The sequence below is a fragment of the Pseudomonas sp. AC355 genome, assembly GCF_979258205.1.
Genome location: NZ_OZ409843.1, coordinates 2,057,455 through 2,072,384, shown reverse-complemented (window position 1 = coordinate 2,072,384; position 14,930 = coordinate 2,057,455). Strand labels below are relative to the sequence as shown.

13 protein-coding genes are annotated in these 14,930 nt (G+C 62.5%); 6 read left to right on the top strand and 7 right to left on the bottom strand.

The genetic code is table 11. From position 1 onward, the window contains the following. Nucleotides 1–33 precede the first annotated feature (33 nt). Entirely contained in the window at nt 34–1,008 is a 975-nt protein-coding gene (locus ACZ0AI_RS09860; RefSeq protein ID WP_463565590.1) for a zinc-dependent alcohol dehydrogenase family protein, read from the bottom strand. 62 nt (nt 1,009–1,070) lie between these two features. Further along, nucleotides 1,071–1,373: an ArsR/SmtB family transcription factor gene (locus tag ACZ0AI_RS09855; RefSeq protein WP_463565589.1), complete on the bottom strand. Its 303-nt coding sequence runs from the start codon at nt 1,371–1,373 to the stop codon at nt 1,071–1,073. A 182-nt stretch (nt 1,374–1,555) separates the two neighbouring features. On the opposite strand from ACZ0AI_RS09855, the gene hrpA reads away from it, so the two are divergent. Continuing rightward, on the top strand, nt 1,556–5,629 hold the full coding sequence (gene hrpA, locus ACZ0AI_RS09850; RefSeq protein WP_463565588.1) for an ATP-dependent RNA helicase HrpA: 4,074 nt from the start codon (nt 1,556–1,558) through the stop codon (nt 5,627–5,629). Nucleotides 5,630–5,674: 45 nt separating this feature from the next. Continuing rightward, on the top strand, nt 5,675–6,559 hold the full coding sequence (locus tag ACZ0AI_RS09845; RefSeq protein WP_463565587.1) for a serine hydrolase domain-containing protein: 885 nt from the start codon (nt 5,675–5,677) through the stop codon (nt 6,557–6,559). Between the two features lie 173 nt (nt 6,560–6,732). Here ACZ0AI_RS09845 and ACZ0AI_RS09840 read toward each other — a convergent pair whose 3' ends face one another. Then, the gene (locus tag ACZ0AI_RS09840) at nt 6,733–7,287 is read right to left on the bottom strand and encodes a nucleotidyltransferase family protein (protein ID WP_463565586.1); all 555 of its coding nucleotides are present in this window, start codon (nt 7,285–7,287) and stop codon (nt 6,733–6,735) included. A gap of 180 nt (nt 7,288–7,467) precedes the next feature. Here ACZ0AI_RS09840 and ACZ0AI_RS09835 point away from each other — a divergent pair, with 180 nt between their 5' ends. After that, entirely contained in the window at nt 7,468–7,941 is a 474-nt protein-coding gene (locus tag ACZ0AI_RS09835) for a hypothetical protein (protein ID WP_463565585.1), read from the top strand. After that, nucleotides 7,928–8,287 carry a hypothetical protein gene (locus ACZ0AI_RS09830; protein WP_463565584.1) on the top strand — a complete coding sequence of 120 codons (360 nt, stop codon included), beginning with the start codon at nt 7,928–7,930 and terminating at the stop codon, nt 8,285–8,287. The genes ACZ0AI_RS09835 and ACZ0AI_RS09830 overlap by 14 nt, the downstream gene beginning before the upstream one ends. A gap of 282 nt (nt 8,288–8,569) precedes the next feature. Here the strand turns inward: ACZ0AI_RS09830 and ACZ0AI_RS09825 are convergent, their stop codons facing one another. Further along, nucleotides 8,570–9,475: a LysR substrate-binding domain-containing protein gene (locus ACZ0AI_RS09825; protein WP_463565583.1), complete on the bottom strand. Its 906-nt coding sequence runs from the start codon at nt 9,473–9,475 to the stop codon at nt 8,570–8,572. Nucleotides 9,476–9,635: 160 nt separating this feature from the next. Here ACZ0AI_RS09825 and ycaC point away from each other — a divergent pair, with 160 nt between their 5' ends. Beyond that, complete coding sequence (ycaC, locus tag ACZ0AI_RS09820) at nt 9,636–10,268, top strand: isochorismate family cysteine hydrolase YcaC (protein ID WP_463565582.1); 633 nt, start codon at nt 9,636–9,638, stop codon at nt 10,266–10,268. Nucleotides 10,269–10,404: 136 nt separating this feature from the next. On the opposite strand, the gene ACZ0AI_RS09815 is transcribed toward ycaC, so the two are convergent. Then, on the bottom strand, nt 10,405–11,616 hold the full coding sequence (locus ACZ0AI_RS09815) for an MFS transporter (protein ID WP_463565581.1): 1,212 nt from the start codon (nt 11,614–11,616) through the stop codon (nt 10,405–10,407). 171 nt (nt 11,617–11,787) lie between these two features. Beyond that, nucleotides 11,788–12,876 (bottom strand): alpha/beta hydrolase, encoded by a 1,089-nt coding sequence (locus ACZ0AI_RS09810; RefSeq protein ID WP_463565580.1) that lies wholly within the window; start codon nt 12,874–12,876, stop codon nt 11,788–11,790. A 188-nt stretch (nt 12,877–13,064) separates the two neighbouring features. Between ACZ0AI_RS09810 and ACZ0AI_RS09805 the strand changes: the two genes are divergently transcribed. After that, nucleotides 13,065–14,009, top strand: coding sequence for an AraC family transcriptional regulator (locus ACZ0AI_RS09805; protein ID WP_463565579.1), 945 nt, complete (start codon nt 13,065–13,067; stop codon nt 14,007–14,009). Here the strand turns inward: ACZ0AI_RS09805 and ACZ0AI_RS09800 are convergent. Next, the gene (locus tag ACZ0AI_RS09800; protein ID WP_463565578.1) at nt 14,006–14,914 is read right to left on the bottom strand and encodes an arginase family protein; all 909 of its coding nucleotides are present in this window, start codon (nt 14,912–14,914) and stop codon (nt 14,006–14,008) included. The genes ACZ0AI_RS09805 and ACZ0AI_RS09800 overlap by 4 nt on opposite strands. Between the last annotated feature and the right edge of the window lie 16 nt (nt 14,915–14,930).

Genomic DNA, 14,930 nt, shown 5'->3' with positions numbered 1-14,930 from the left:
TCCAAAATAACTTAAACAGTTAAAAGTACGCACTTACGAGATGAGCGATGGCTCGACTGCAATCGCGATTTTTCCCTGGAGACCGTTGTTTGGGCTCTCCAGCCGGGCATGGGCGAGCGCAAGGTCGGCAAGCGAATAGACCGCGCCAACGTGCGGGCGCAGCTGACCGCGCTCTACCAATGCGCTCAACTCATCGAGCTTGCCGCGGTTCTGTCTGGTGAAAACGAAGTGATAACTCGCGTTCTTACCCCAGGCCTGCACGAGGTTTTGTGGCTGGGCAATGTCCACAATTGATACCACGCGGCCAAGTTGTGCGAGCGCGTCGGGGCTACGCGACAATGTGTTGCCGCCGATGGTGTCGAACACCACATCGACGCCGTGTCCACCGGTTTCCCGCAGGATGGCGTCGACGTAATCCTCTTTCTCGTAGTCGATGAGCACATCGGCGCCCATGCTGCGTGCGAACTCAAAGTTGGCTTCGCGCACGGTCGTGAATACCCGCGCTCCAATGGCTTTTGCCACCTGGATCGCGACATGACCGACGCCTCCCGCGCCGCCGTGGATCAGAATGCTTTCCCCCACTCTGAGCGCCGCTCGCACGGTCAGTGCTTCCCACACCGTCCCGCCAACCAGGGTCAGACTTGCGGCCTCAAGATGGCTCAGTGATGGCGGCTTCTTCCCGATAATGCTTTCGGCCGCAACGTGGTACTCGGCATAACTTCCTGGCCCGTCGAATATTTGCGGGGTGTACCAGACTTCGTCTCCCGGCGCGAAGGTCGTCACACCCGGCCCAACTGCTTCGACAACGCCCGATACGTCGTGTCCGGTAATGGCCGGCAGTGGCACCAGGTCGGCATAGTCGCCACGTCGAACCTGATAGTCCAAGGGGTTGATGGAGGTTGCGTGTACCCGCACCAGGACTTGCCCTGCACCCGGCACTGGTTTGGGCACGTCGCGCAACTCGAACGATTCCGGCCCGCCAAATGATTTAAGTATCATCGCTTTCATTAGTAGATCCTCGTTTCGGTAAAAAGGGATATCGGGATTTGTCGATATATAAGAGTAAAAAATTACAGCTCCTTACCTATGATCTCGGCAAGAGCACTGATGTTTGCTTCATTGCGCTTGTAGTAGGTCCACTGCCCGATGCGCCGGACTTCGACCAGGCCCACTCGTTGCAGCGTCGCAAGGTAATCGGACACCGTCGACTGCGACAGGCCGACGCCTTCTTGAATGCTACTGACGCAGACGCCCACCGTATGAACGTCCCCTTCATCCTGTGGAGGGAAGTTCTTCGCCGGATCCTTCAACCCCTTGAGGATTTCAAGACGCGTACGGTTTGAGAGGGCTTTGAATATATCGATCAATTCCATGAGCCTGATAATATCGAGATTTACCGATATGTCAATGAGGAGGCAACCGCCCGTCGGCATGCAGTCCGAGGGTTGCTGCCCGTGTAGGGTCGCCAGACTCCGTCTATCGACGGCCCCACCCTGCACGCCTTGGCGTGGAATCTGCGACAATCCCACCTTTCTCCGCGACCCGCCCGAGCCTGATGACCGACGTCCCCTTCGATATCGCTGCCCTGCAGAACAACCTCGACCACGCCATGATTGCCGACCGCCATCGTTTGCGTCGGCAGTTGCATGAGCTGCAGAAGAAGCCCGACGAAGCCAAGCAGGCGCAGTGGCTGGAGCGTTTTCAGGCGTCTTGCGCGAAGGTCGAGGCGCGGCGGTTGAGTGTGCCGGTGATGCGTTATGACGATGCGTTGCCGATCGCGGCCAAGCGCGATGAGATCAAGGCGGCGCTGGCCAAGCATCAGGTGCTGGTGATCGCGGGCGAAACCGGTTCGGGCAAGACTACCCAGTTGCCGAAGATCTGCCTGGAGATCGGTCGTGGCCAGCACGGCCTGATCGGCCATACCCAGCCACGCAGGCTGGCGGCGCGCAGTGTGGCGACGCGGGTGGCTGAGGAGATAGGCACGCCGTTGGGCGAGCTGGTCGGTTATCAGGTGCGCTTCGAGGATCAGAGCAAGGACACTTCGCTGATCAAGCTGATGACCGACGGCATTCTGCTCGCCGAAACCCAGCACGACCGCTATCTGGAAAAGTACGACACCATCATCGTCGACGAGGCCCACGAACGCAGCCTCAACATCGACTTCCTGCTCGGTTACCTGAAGACCTTGCTGCCGCGGCGGCCCGACCTCAAGGTGATCATCACCTCGGCGACCATCGATCTGGATCGCTTCAGCAAGCATTTTGGTGGGGCCGGCCTTCCGGACGCTCCCATCGTCGAAGTATCCGGCCGCACCTATCCGGTGGAAACCTGGTACCGGCCGTTGGCTGCCGAAGTGGATGAGGAGGGCGAGCGGCTGCTCGACGATCTCACCGTCGATCAGGGCATTCTCGCCGCGCTGGACGAGATCGCCGCCCATGAGAATGCCGAGGGCAAGCGCCCGGGCGACGTGCTGATTTTCCTGCCGGGTGAGCGCGAGATTCGCGATGCTGCGGAAGTGCTGCGCAAGGCCAACCTGCGTTTCACCGAAGTGCTGCCGCTGTATGCGCGGCTGACGCCAGCCGAGCAGCAGAAGATTTTCGCGCCCATGGGTGGGCGCAAGATCGTGCTGGCCACCAACGTCGCGGAAACCTCGTTGACGGTGCCGGGCATTCGCTATGTGATCGACAGCGGTACGGCGCGCATCAGCCGTTACAGCTACCGCGCCAAGGTGCAGCGCCTGCCCATCGAGGCGGTTTCCCAGGCCAGTGCCAACCAGCGCAAGGGCCGTTGCGGCCGGGTCGAGCCGGGCATCTGCGTGCGCCTGTACGCCGAGGAGGACTTCCTAGGTCGGCCCGAGTTCACCGATCCGGAAATTCTGCGCACCAACCTGGCGGCGGTGATCTTGCAGATGCTGCACCTGCGCTTGGGCAGCATCGAGGATTTTCCCTTTATCGAGCCGCCGGATGGCAAGGCCATCAGCGATGGTTTCAACCTGCTGCAGGAGCTGTCGGCGGTCAGCCGCGAAGGACAACTGACCCCGCTGGGGCGTCAGCTGGCACGCTTGCCCATCGACCCGCGCCTCGGCCGCATGGTGCTGGAGGCCGCCAAGCTCGGCAGCCTGCAGGAGCTGCTGATCGTCACCAGCGCGCTGTCGGTGCAGGATCCGCGCGAGCGACCGATGGATCGCCAGCAGGCGGCCGATCAGGCCCATGCGCAGTGGAAGGATGTGGATTCCGACTTCGCCGCGCTGATCAACCTGTGGCGCGGCTTCGAGGAAAAACGCCAGGAGCTTGGCTCCAGCCCGCTGCGTAGCTGGTGCAAGAAGAACTTCCTCAACTACATGCGTTTACGCGAGTGGCGCGATTCCCATCGCCAGTTGGTGTTGTTGGCCAAGGAGTTGCAGCTCGATGGGTATCGCTCCGCTCAACGCCATCCGACGAAAGATGCGGATGCAGCGTCGGAGCAACGCGATACCCATGGCGGCGACTCGCGTCCGCAGCCGACCACCGACACCAAGGTCAATGTGATTCTCCGCGAACAGGCCGAGGCCAATGAAGCCGCGCAGCGCGCCAAGGGTTACGCGGCTGTGCACAAGGCGATTCTCAGCGGTCTGCTCAGCCAGATCGGCCAGAAAACCGAGGAGGGCGATTTTCTCGGTGCCCGCCAGCGGCGCTTCTGGGTGCACCCGTCGTCGGTGATCGGCCGCAAGAAACCCAACTGGATCATGGCCGCCGAACTGGTCGAGACCACCAAGCTGTTCGCTCGCCAGGTCGCCAAGATCGAGCCGGACTGGATCGAGCCGCTGGCTGGTCATCTGATCAAGAAGAACCACTTCGAGCCGCACTGGGAGAAGAAGCGCGGCCAGGTGGTGGCGTATGAGCAGGTGACCCTGTACGGGATGATCGTGATCGGCCGCCGGCCCGTGCATTACGGGCCCATCGATCCGCTGGTGGCGCGTGAGTTGTTTATCCGTGAAGGGTTGGTGCGTGGCGAAATCAATAGCCGCACCAAGTGCCTGAGCGCCAACCGACTGCTGCTGGAGAAGCTCGACGAGCTGGAAGCCAAGGCGCGCCGCCGCGATATTCTTGCCGACGAGGAAACCCTGTTCGCCTATTACGAGGCGCGCATTCCCCAGGACATCTACCAGACGGCAACCTTCGAGAGCTGGTACAAGCGCGAGAGCGCCAAAGACCCACAGCTGCTGATGATGCGCGAGGAAGACGTGCTGGCCCGCGAGGCGCTGGAAGTCACCGCCGCCCAGTATCCCGACACCCTGCATATCGGTGAGCTGCAGTTGCCGCTGACCTATCACTTCGAACCCAACCACCCGCGCGACGGCGTGACCCTGCGCGTGCCAGCACCGCTGTTGCCACAGCTGCCGGGCGAGCGCCTGGAGTGGCTGGTGCCAGGGCTGATCGAGGCCAAGGCCATCGACCTGGTGCGCGGCCTGCCCAAGGCGCTGCGCAAGAACTTCGTGCCGGTGCCGGACTTCGTCGGTGCGGCCCTGAGCAAGCTCACCTTCGGCCAGGGCAGCCTGCCGGAAAGCCTGGCTCGCGAGCTGCAGCGCATGACCGGTGCGCGTATCGACAGTGATGCGTGGGTCGAGGCAACCCGCCAGCTCGAACATCACCTGAAGATGAATATCGAAGTGGTCGACACCCACGGCAAGCTGCTCGGTGAAGGTCGGGATCTGGCCGAGTTGACCGCGCGCTTCGCCGAGGCCAGCCAGGCCGCGTTGGCTATTCCGCAAACGGACAAGGTGCAGAAACCGGTTGAGGCCAAGGGCTTCGCCCAGGTCGCCGAGAAGACTCAGCAAAAGGTTGCAGGGCTCTCCTTGACCGTGTTCCCGGCGCTGGTGGAAGAGGGCGGTGTGGTCAAGGAAGGGCGCTTCCCGACCCAGGCCGAAGCCGAGTTCCAGCACCGCCGCGCCCTACAGCGCCTGCTGCTGCAACAACTGGCGGAGCCTGCCAAGTTCCTGCGCGGCAAGTTACCGGGGCTGACCGAGCTGGGCCTGCTGCACCGCGACCTGGGCCGGGTCGATGCGCTGGTCGAAGACATTCTGCTGGCCAGCCTCGACAGCTGCATTCTCGAAGGCGAGCAGCCGCTGCCCCGTGACGGTGCGGCGCTTGCCGCCCTGGCCGAGAAAAAGCGCGGTGCCTGGGCCGACCACGCCGAGCGGCTGGCCCGTCTGACCCTGGAAATTCTCAAGCTCTGGCACGGCCTGCAGAAGCGCTTCAAGGGCAAGATCGACCTGGCCCAGGCAGTGGCGCTCAACGACATCAAGGCGCAGCTGGGTAATCTGGTCTATCCCGGTTTTGTCCGCGAAACGCCTGGCGAATGGCTCAAGGAAGTGCCGCGCTATCTCAAGGCCATCGAACAACGCTTCGACAAGATCGCCGCGCAGCTGCAACGCGACCGGGTGTGGAGTGGCGAACTGGCCGGTTATTGGGAGCAGTACCAGGCGCGCCTCGGCAAGCACCTGCAGGAAGGCAAACGCGACGCCAACCTGGTGCTCTACCGCTGGATGCTCGAAGAGTACCGCGTGTCGCTGTTCGCCCAGCAGCTGGGCACGAAGATGGCGGTGTCGGACAAGCGCCTGAGCAAGCAGTGGAGTCAGGTCGAGGGTTGATACCGGGGGCTTTTGTAGGGATTGGGTGTATCAGGAGAGATTTGGATGTCGACATTTGCTTGCTCACTCGTGGTGAACGGTCAGCTCTCGGCTGCTGAGCGCCAGGCACCCCTCGTACCCTGGTGGAGCTTCACCAAAACCGTACTGGCGGCGACTGCCCTGACCCTGGTGCGTGATGGGCTGGTATCGCTCGACGAGGTGGTGCTGGGTGGCCCCTTCACGCTGCGCCAGTTGCTGAAACACGAGAGCGGCCTGGCGGATTACGCCGAGCTCGCCGACTACCACGCCGCCGTCGCCCGTGGTGATGTGCCCTGGTCAGCCAGTGAAATGCTGGAACGCCTCGATGCTGCGCGGCTGCGTTATCAGCCTGGCGTCGGCTGGGGTTATTCCAATGTCGGCTACCTGTACGTCACCCGATTGATCGAGGAGCTCAGTGGCAGCTCACTCGAGAGCGCCATCGAGCAGCGGGTGTTGCAGCCGCTCGGCGTGTCTTCTGTTCGCCTGGCGAAGACGCCTGCCGACTTGCGCGACGTCGATATGGGCAGCGCTGCCGCCTACCAGCCTGGCTGGGTTTATCACGGCTTGCTGGTCGGTAGTGTGTCCGATGCCGCCTTGCTGTTGGATCGGCTGCTGGGTGGCAGCCTGCTGCCTGCGGAGCTGTTGGAGCAAATGCAGGCACGGCGCGTTCTGGGTGGGCCTCTTCCAGGGCGACCATGGATCGTTGCTGGCTATGCCTTGGGTTTGATGCAGGGCGACGTCGAGGGTGGCCTGGTTCTCAGCGGTCATACCGGGGTTGGGCCGGGCAGTGTGATTGCGGTGTACCGCTGCACCACGGATGCCGGCACGGCGACCTGCGCGGTGTTTCAGAAAGACGCCCGCGAAGGCGATGTGGAAGCTGAACTGGTCGCCTCGCTTGGTCGCTGTCGCTAGCCGTCACATGATCCCGGCTAGGGGACTGACGCTTAACCCAGCCACCATCGCGGTGCTGGAACGGTGGACAATAAAAGCGTTGTCCACCCTACGGCCAGGCCCATGGGCAGGCGCGTCGACCTTGCCCTCGGTAACGCTGCACTCGACCCAGGCGGCTTGCCTGGTAGGCTGGTTTAGTCGATCACGGTCAGATCAGGCCATCTGGCTAGCCACTGTTTGCTTTGCAGGCGCTCCAGAAACAGACGCCTTTTCTCGTCTCGAAACTTTCCGGCTGGCCGTACCACGAGGTCGAACAGGTCTTCCAGGCCAAATGGCGCGGCAATCTGCAGTTCGTCGTTGGCATCGAGGCGCACCGCGACTGCCGTTGCGGTCTCGGGCCAGTACGTCATTGCATCCGTCGCTGATTCATAAGGTCGATCACCATTGCGCAGGTGCATGCGTGCCTGGTTTTTCACCGACCAGTTCAGCGTGTTGTCGACGCGCTGCAATTGGGCTTCGAGCTGACTGTCTTGCTCTTGCGACGCCCTGTCCGTATCGAACCAGATCACATCGATGTCAGGCGGCAAGGGTGAATGCGTCCGCTCGTGCAGGCGATCCCAGACAGCACTGCGTAGGAAGCCCGCGGCCACCCAGCCATCCGGCAGGTGCAGGTCGCGCAGGTGCTGCAGTATTCGCCAGCGATGTTCGTCGGTGCTGAGCAGAGTCTGAATGCAGGTGAGGTGGTTCATGGGCGAATCGTATCAGGCGCAGCATGGTCACCCACGGCTCTACGAATGTGATCGTGGATTGAGCGGCGCACCAGGGATTTATTTCTTTTGTGCGTGGTCATTCACGGTGGATTGCGTGTTGCTTCGTCATGCTTGTTCAGCGACATCGCCACCGACCTGCGTACACATAAGGAGCATGTGATGGAAATGAAGATATTGGCCAGCGGTATTGGCGCAGCTCTACCCAAGACCAGCATTGGTTTCAGCCTGTTCAGTGGTGTTTATATCCAGCTAAGACGTTCCAGCGCCGATCAACCTCAGACGTTCGGTATCGCCTCGGGGTTCGAGATCGGTGGCAACAGCGGCACGTTGATCGCCGGGCATATCGAAACGGCCTGGATGAAGATCGACACGACCAAGCACGCCTGGCTGTGCAGTCGATCATCCCTGGTCGGCAAGTTGGGCGAGGTGGAGCTGAAGGGGACACTGGCATTCAGTGGCACTGTGGACGTGAACTTCACCATCTTTGATGCGAACAACGAATCCACGTTCTCTCTCAGCCGAATCAAGGTCGAGTCCAAAGGTGGGCAACTGGCGGACACCAAGATTCGTGGTGTGATCAAGGACATGATGGGCAAGACCCAGAACGGGAGCGCGCTCTGTGCACAGCCGTGACGTGGGACGCTTCTCCCGCCTAAAGACATTCTGCAACCTGCTCCTGCTGGTGCTTCAACTGATCACCGTGGCGGCCTATTGGGGCCTTGCCGATGCCAGGCCCGACTATATGGCCATCAGCCAGGGGCTTTACCCGGAAAGCGAGCGGCTGATGAACAGCCAGCTCGCCGACTGGCTGGTTTCCATGCCTGCTTTTGTGGTGGTGGCTGCCGTCTTCGTCGCGAGTGTTGCCAAGGAGTTTGCCGGCCTTTCCAAAGGGCGGCGGATTCTGCTCAACCTGGTGCTGCTGATCGCCCTGGCGGCGGTGTTCGGTCTCGCGGCTTCTCAGCTCCATCCGGTCGTTTAGGGGGGAGGGGATGGCGCAAGTCGCTGCGTTGGTGGCGTGGGCTGGGGCTAGTCAGAGGCCCATGCGTAGCGTCGCCCCGGGTGCGAATCGATGGCTGCTGCGCCGCACTCTCCGGCCTGGTGCCTAGCTTTTGATGGCTCCCACGGCCCAGCGTGAGAGCCCCGGCCTGGTCGCGCTGCGCCGGCGTTGCCTGGTCAGCAGGGACGCAGAGCGCCCGGGATGCATTCCCACGCGGAGCGCGGGGAACGATCAGGCGTAACGGTAAGGCCTGGTGCGTGCGGATCAGGCCATATCGCTGTCGCGAAACTCCTCGGCCAGAAAGTCGATCAGTGTGCGTACCGAGGGCAGTAGGCCGCGGCGGGACGGAAAGATGGCGTGGACGATGCCGCATTTTGGTTCCCAGCCCGGCAGCATCTCTACCAAGGTGCCGGCGTCCAGATCCTCGCGCACCGCGACCCGCGGGACGTGGGCAATGCCGACGCCCGCCAGGGCGCCGTGGCGCAGAGCGATCAGGTCGTCGGTGACCATGCGCGGGCGATGGGGGATCAGCAGCTTTCCCTCATTCGGGCCGAACAGTTCCCACTGGTATTCACGTTGCGAGCCACCCCAATGCAGGCTTGGTAACTGGCCCAGTTCGGCAGGCTGAAACTGCTCCGGCAACTGCTTGAGAAAGTCCGGGCGTCCAACCAGGCACTGGCGGCTGTTGCCCAGTATCTTCATCACCATGTCGGTGTTTTCCAGCGGCGGGAAGCGCACCCGCAGGGCGATGTCGAAGCCTTCGTGGAGCAGGTCGACGCGGCGGTTGGTGCTCTCGATGAACAGCTCCACGGCCGGGTAGCGCAGCATGAAGCGCGTCAGCATCGGCCCGACCCAGGAGTTGAGTAGGGTGGTCGGGCACGCCAGACGCACCAGGCCGCGAGGCTCGCTGAGGTTGCGCTCGATCACTTCGGCAGCGCCTTCCGCCTCCACGCGCATGGCCACGCAACGCTGGTAGTACTCCTGGCCGATCTCCGTCAGCGAGCAATGGCGGCTGGTACGGTGCAGCAGGCGCACGCCCAGGCGCTCTTCGAGTAGGGCGATGCGTCGGCTGAGTTTGGACTTGGGAATATCCAGAGCACGGCCGGCGGGCGCGAAGCCGCCGTGTTCTACCACCTGGGTGAAGTAGTAGAGGGTGTTGAGATCTTCCATCGATATACCGTTCTGAAAATGGAACGCTGTAGACGATTTTTGCCATCTGGTGCGTTGAGGGTGTCGAATTTAATCTTTACCACATGCAGCGACAACTGCACGACACCAACCAAATCCAGCCGAACGACTCGGCAGCCAACTGAAAATAGAGGATCGCGCCATGACTACTTCCTTCACCTACAACCGCCTCGACAAAGACAACGCCGTCGTTCTGCTGGTCGACCACCAGGCTGGCCTGCTCTCGCTGGTGCGCGACATCGACCCGGACAAGTTCAAGAACAACGTGCTGGCCCTGGCTGACCTGGCCAAGTTCTTCAACCTGCCGACCATCCTCACCACCAGCTTCGAAACCGGCCCCAACGGCCCGCTGGTACCCGAACTGAAAGAGCTGTTCCCGGATGCGCCGTACATCGCTCGCCCTGGCCAGATCAACGCCTGGGACAACGAAGATTTCGTCAAGGCGATCAAGGCCACCGGCAAGAAGCAGCTGATCATCGCCGGTGTGGTGACCGAGGTGTGCGTGGCGTTCCCGGCACTGTCGGCGCTGGAGGAGGGCTTCGAGGTATTCGTGGTCACCGACGCTTCCGGCACCTTCAACCAGATCACCCGTGACGCGGCCTGGAACCGTATGTCCAACGCTGGCGCCCAGTTGATGAACTGGTTCGGCGTGGCCTGCGAGTTGCACCGCGACTGGCGCAACGATGTGGAGGGGCTGGCGAAGATCTGCTCCGATCACATCCCTGACTACCGCAACCTGATGACCAGCTACGCGGCCCTGACCGGCAACAAGTAAAGGTCACTCGGCAACAGCAAGGCACCTGTACGCAGGTGCCTTTTTCTCGTTGGCTGTAAGCGAAACCGCTGCCGCGCGAACGGTGAGAGCCGAGTGGCGTTGATAGCAGCGGCAAGCGTGCCTTGCCTCGCTCACCTTATGCTGCCGCACGCGATACCATCGACGGCGCCTGCAACGCGGCACGCCCTGCCAGGCAGGCGAGCACACCCGCGACCACCAGCAGCGCGGCACTCAACTCGAACGTTGCACGGTAGCCGCTCAGGTCGAACACCAGCCCACCCACAGTGGCGCCCAGTGCTATCGCCAGCTGGATGATCGCCACCATCAGCCCACCGCCTGCTTCGGCATCGTCTGGCAGGGTTTTCGCCAGCCATGTCCACCAGCCGACTGGCGCCGCCGTCGCCACCAGCCCCCAGAGGCCGAGCAACAGGGTAGTGGCTGCCGCCGAGGCACCGAAGGAAATCAGCGCCATGGCGATTGCTGCCATCAGCAGCGGGATGGCGATCAACGTGCGATACAGGCCTCTTTTGAGGAATACCTCGATTGCGAAGGTACCGACCAGACCGGCTACGCCCAGTACCAGCAGCATCAATGACAGCGTGTTTATGCCGACGTGGGTGACGGTTTCCAGAAACGGGCGCAGGTAAGTGAACAGCATGAACTGGCCCATGAAAAAGACACTCACGGCGATCATGCCCAGCGCCACGGGCAGGCTTTTCATCAGCCGGAAGACATTGCTGCTTTTGCCGCTGCGCTCGGTTTTGATCGAGGGCAGGCTAAGCAGCAGCCAGATAGCAGCCAGCGCGGCGACCGGCACGATGCAGAAAAACGCGCCGCGCCACCCGATCAGCGAGCCGAGAAAACTGCCCAGAGGTGCTGCAATCACTGTTGCCAGCGCGTTGCCGCCGTTGACGATAGCCAGTGCCCGAGGCACTTGATCCGTGGGTACCAGGCGCATCGCCGTTGCCGCCGATAATGACCAGAAGCCACCGATGGCGACACCGATCAGGGCGCGGCCCAGCATGAAGATCAGGTAGTTCGGCGCGAACGCCACCACCGTTCCGGAGACGATCATCAGCAGCGTCAGCGAGAGGAGCAGCCGCTTGCGATCGACGCGTGCCGCCAGCGCTGCGATGACCAGGCTGGTGAGCAGGGCGAACAGCCCTGACACGGCGATGCCCTGGCCGGCCTGGCCCTCGGTGATTTGCAGGTCTGCTGCAATCGGCGTGAGTAGGCTGACCGGCATGAACTCCGAGGCGACCAGGGCAAACGCGGCGAGCGACATGGCAAGTACGGCGCCCCAGGCGTGGGGGGCCTGGGGCGCTGACGAAAGAGGTGTGGGGGGCATGAATGAATCCTGTGTTTCCCGGATGCTGTCCGGTGTGGCAATGGCCAGCCGCAACGGGCCGGCGAATGGCCTATTCGGGGTGGCCGCGAAGGCCAGGGAAGGGCGTTTGCAGTTGTAGAGCGGAGACTGACCGGACGGGGGCATGTGGCGTTCGGCCAGTCTTGCTTGTGGTTACTTCAGGTTCTTGTCGAAGAAATTGGTGATCGTCTCGAAGGGGATTTTGTCCAGTCGGTCATAGAGATCCACATGGTTGGCATCCTTGACGATCAGCAGCTCCTTGGGCTGTGCGGCGGCCTTGAAGGCGTCTTCGCTGAAGTAGCGCGAGTGCGCATGCTCACCGGCGATGATTAGAATCGGCCGTGGAGAAATTTCCGCGATGTTGGTCAGCAACGGCAGGTTCATGAACGGCAGCGGCGTGGTGGTGGTCCAGGCACCATTGGAGTTCGGCGAGTTCTTGTGGAAGCCGCGCGGCGTGCGGTAGTAGTCGAAGAATTCCTCGATGATCGCGCCGTCGTTGCCGCTGAGCTTCTCCGGCAGGATGCGCGGCCCCGGCATGGGCGTGCCGTTCTGGGCATCGACCCAGCGTTGCTGGCTCAGCTGCTCCAGGGTCTGCGCGCGTTGTTGCGGCGTCAGGCTATCGTTCATGCCCTTGGCCATGACGCGCGACATGTCGTACATGGCGGTGGTGACCACGGCCTTGATGCGCGTATCCACCGCTGCAGCACTCAGGCCCATGCCTCCGAAACCGCAGATGCCGATGATGCCGATGCGCTGGCGATCGACCGATTTCTGCAGCCCGAGGAAGTCGACCGCGGCGCTGAAGTCTTCGGTATTGATGTCTGGCGAGGCCAGGTCGCGGGGTTCGCCGCTGCTTTCACCGGTGTAGGACGGGTCGAATGCCAGTGTGATGTAGCCACGCTCGGCCATGGTCTGGGCGTACAGACCAGATGACTGTTCCTTCACCGCGCCGAACGGGCCGCTGACGGCCAGGGCAGGGAGCGGCTGGCTACCGCGCTCCTTGGGCAGGTACAGGTCGGCTGCCAGGGTGGTGCCGTAGCGGTTCTTGAAGGTCACTTTCTGATGGTCGACCTTGGTGCTTTGGGGGAACGTCTTGTCCCACTGCTGGGTAAGCGTCATGGTCTTTTCTCCTGTCGCGCGTTGCGCTTCCTGGGCCAGTGCGGCCGGCACGCTGGCGAAGGCTGCGATGCCGGCAAAGAGGGCGCTCTGGATCAGCCCCAGGCGTGAAAACGAGTTGTCCATGGAATGCACTCCGGTGGTGATGCGATCGATGATCTGTCGCAGGCCGTGCCATTCTGCGTAGCTGCCCACGCGGTCTGTAGCGCATTTCACTGGATTACTTGCCCGATCCGATGAGCTTGCCGGCTTTCGATGGGAAGGTTGTGACGAGCGCGTTAGAGTGCAATGACGACGCAGATACAGGCTTGATGATGAACAGACACAACGCGCAAATCGCATCACTTCAAGAGTCGCTCGCGCAGAGTATCGGTGCGCGCATTGCACGGCCGGGGGATGACAAAACCGCTATTGCCGGGCTTGGTTTCTTCAGGCGTGAAGAGCCGTCGCCACCGGTGGTGTGCATGGTCGAGCCGAGCATCATCCTTGTCGCCCAGGGCGAGAAGCGGCTGTGGGTCGGCGGCGAAGGCTACCCATATGATCCCTCGCGCTTTCTGGTCACCTCGCTGAATCTGCCGGCCAACTCCGAAGTACTGGTGGCGAGCCCACAGCGGCCCTGCGTGGGGTTGACCCTGAAGCTGGATTTGCGCGTGCTGGCCGAGCTGATCGCCGAGGGTGGTTTGCCGACCAGCCGTGATCGGTCCGCAGGCACTGGGGTGGGGATCGGTTGCACCACCGCGCCGCTGCTGGCGTCGTTCGAGCGGCTGCTGGCGCTGCTGGATGAACCGGAAGCCATACCGGTGCTCGCGCCGTTGATCCAGCGCGAGATTCACTATCGCCTGCTGATGGGCGACCAGGCGGGCAAGCTGCGCCAGATCACCTCCGTCGATGGTCAGGGCTATCGCATCGCCAAGGCCATCGACTGGCTGAAGCTCAACTTCGCCACGTCGCTGCGTGTCGAAGAACTGGCCGCCCGTGTACAGATGAGCGCGCCGACCTTTCACCATCACTTTCGCCAACTCACGGCCATGAGCCCGCTGCAGTACCAGAAGTGGCTACGCCTGAACGAGGCCAAACGGCTGATGCTCAACGAGCACCTGGACGTGTCCAGCGCTGCTTTCAAGGTCGGCTACGAAAGCCCGTCGCAATTCAGCCGCGAGTACAGCCGCCTGTTCGGCGTGCCGCCCAAGCGGGATATCGCCGTATTGCGCGGGCACGCGGATCGCCAGGCGTCTGAGCAGGGGCAACTCGCCGGTTAGATTGGCTGGGAAGGCGGGACGGATTCGCGTGTTCCAATCAGCGGAAGCCTGGCCAGCATCGTCTTGAGCGCCAGGGCGTCCCAGGGCAGATGTTCGGCGATGCCGATGCCGACTACATCGGCGCTGGCGGAGAGGTCACTCAACACCTCGACGACTTGCGCCATGCTCAGCTGGCCTTGCGCGACGCCATCGAAGGCGCCTTCGGGCGTTGTGGGGTTGGCAAACAGCAGCCCTCGGAAGAACGCCGGATCCAGCGCATCCAGGTCGAAGTGAATGGCCAGGTGTCTGGCGCCCGTGGCCTTGAACCATTCGATCACCGGCTGGCTGCCTCGCTCGGCGAGCAAGGAGGGGCTGACATTGCCGAGCCCCAGGCGTTGAATCTCTGCTGCTTCCCACTCGCTCGGATCATGCAGGCCCAGATACAGAACGTTCTGCGCCTTGAGGGGGCGCGGCACGGCGTTGACGAAGTCGGCGTCGCCGTTGCCCAGCAGGTTGCCGAGCACCATGGCATGGGCATGCTGGAACTGCGCCGGGGTCATGAGATCCGGGTGGGCATCGATCCAGAGGACTGCCAGCTCGCCGTCGTAGCGTTCGTTCAGGTAGGCGAAAGGGGCGAGGTCGACGAGGCAATCACCGCCCAGTACCACCAGTCGGTCGGGACGATGCTTGTCGATCAGCGCCCGCGCCGCTGCCGCCTGGGCGAGTAGGACACTACGGCCGACGATGCCGTTCTCGAGGGCGAGCGGCGCGTCATCCGGCGCTGCCACAGGCACTTCCTCGACCGGGCCGTCGGCTTCGGGGGCCAGCCAGGCCAGGAGTTGCGAGCCGAAGTGATAGGGCGGATTGTTGCCGCCCTGCCATTGGGGAAACAGTAGGCGCAGCGTCTTGCCGGTGGATTCGGACATGGGATCTCCTGAGGTT

Coding starts and splice junctions, on each gene's coding strand:
- ACZ0AI_RS09860 (WP_463565590.1), bottom strand. CDS start 1,008: ATGAAAGCGATGATACTTAAATCATTTGGCGGGCCGGAATCGTTCGAG.
- ACZ0AI_RS09855 (WP_463565589.1), bottom strand. CDS start 1,373: ATGGAATTGATCGATATATTCAAAGCCCTCTCAAACCGTACGCGTCTT.
- hrpA (WP_463565588.1), top strand. CDS start 1,556: ATGACCGACGTCCCCTTCGATATCGCTGCCCTGCAGAACAACCTCGAC.
- ACZ0AI_RS09845 (WP_463565587.1), top strand. CDS start 5,675: ATGTCGACATTTGCTTGCTCACTCGTGGTGAACGGTCAGCTCTCGGCT.
- ACZ0AI_RS09840 (WP_463565586.1), bottom strand. CDS start 7,287: ATGAACCACCTCACCTGCATTCAGACTCTGCTCAGCACCGACGAACAT.
- ACZ0AI_RS09835 (WP_463565585.1), top strand. CDS start 7,468: ATGGAAATGAAGATATTGGCCAGCGGTATTGGCGCAGCTCTACCCAAG.
- ACZ0AI_RS09825 (WP_463565583.1), bottom strand. CDS start 9,475: ATGGAAGATCTCAACACCCTCTACTACTTCACCCAGGTGGTAGAACAC.
- ycaC (WP_463565582.1), top strand. CDS start 9,636: ATGACTACTTCCTTCACCTACAACCGCCTCGACAAAGACAACGCCGTC.
- ACZ0AI_RS09815 (WP_463565581.1), bottom strand. CDS start 11,616: ATGCCCCCCACACCTCTTTCGTCAGCGCCCCAGGCCCCCCACGCCTGG.
- ACZ0AI_RS09810 (WP_463565580.1), bottom strand. CDS start 12,876: ATGGACAACTCGTTTTCACGCCTGGGGCTGATCCAGAGCGCCCTCTTT.
- ACZ0AI_RS09805 (WP_463565579.1), top strand. CDS start 13,065: ATGAACAGACACAACGCGCAAATCGCATCACTTCAAGAGTCGCTCGCG.
- ACZ0AI_RS09800 (WP_463565578.1), bottom strand. CDS start 14,914: ATGTCCGAATCCACCGGCAAGACGCTGCGCCTACTGTTTCCCCAATGG.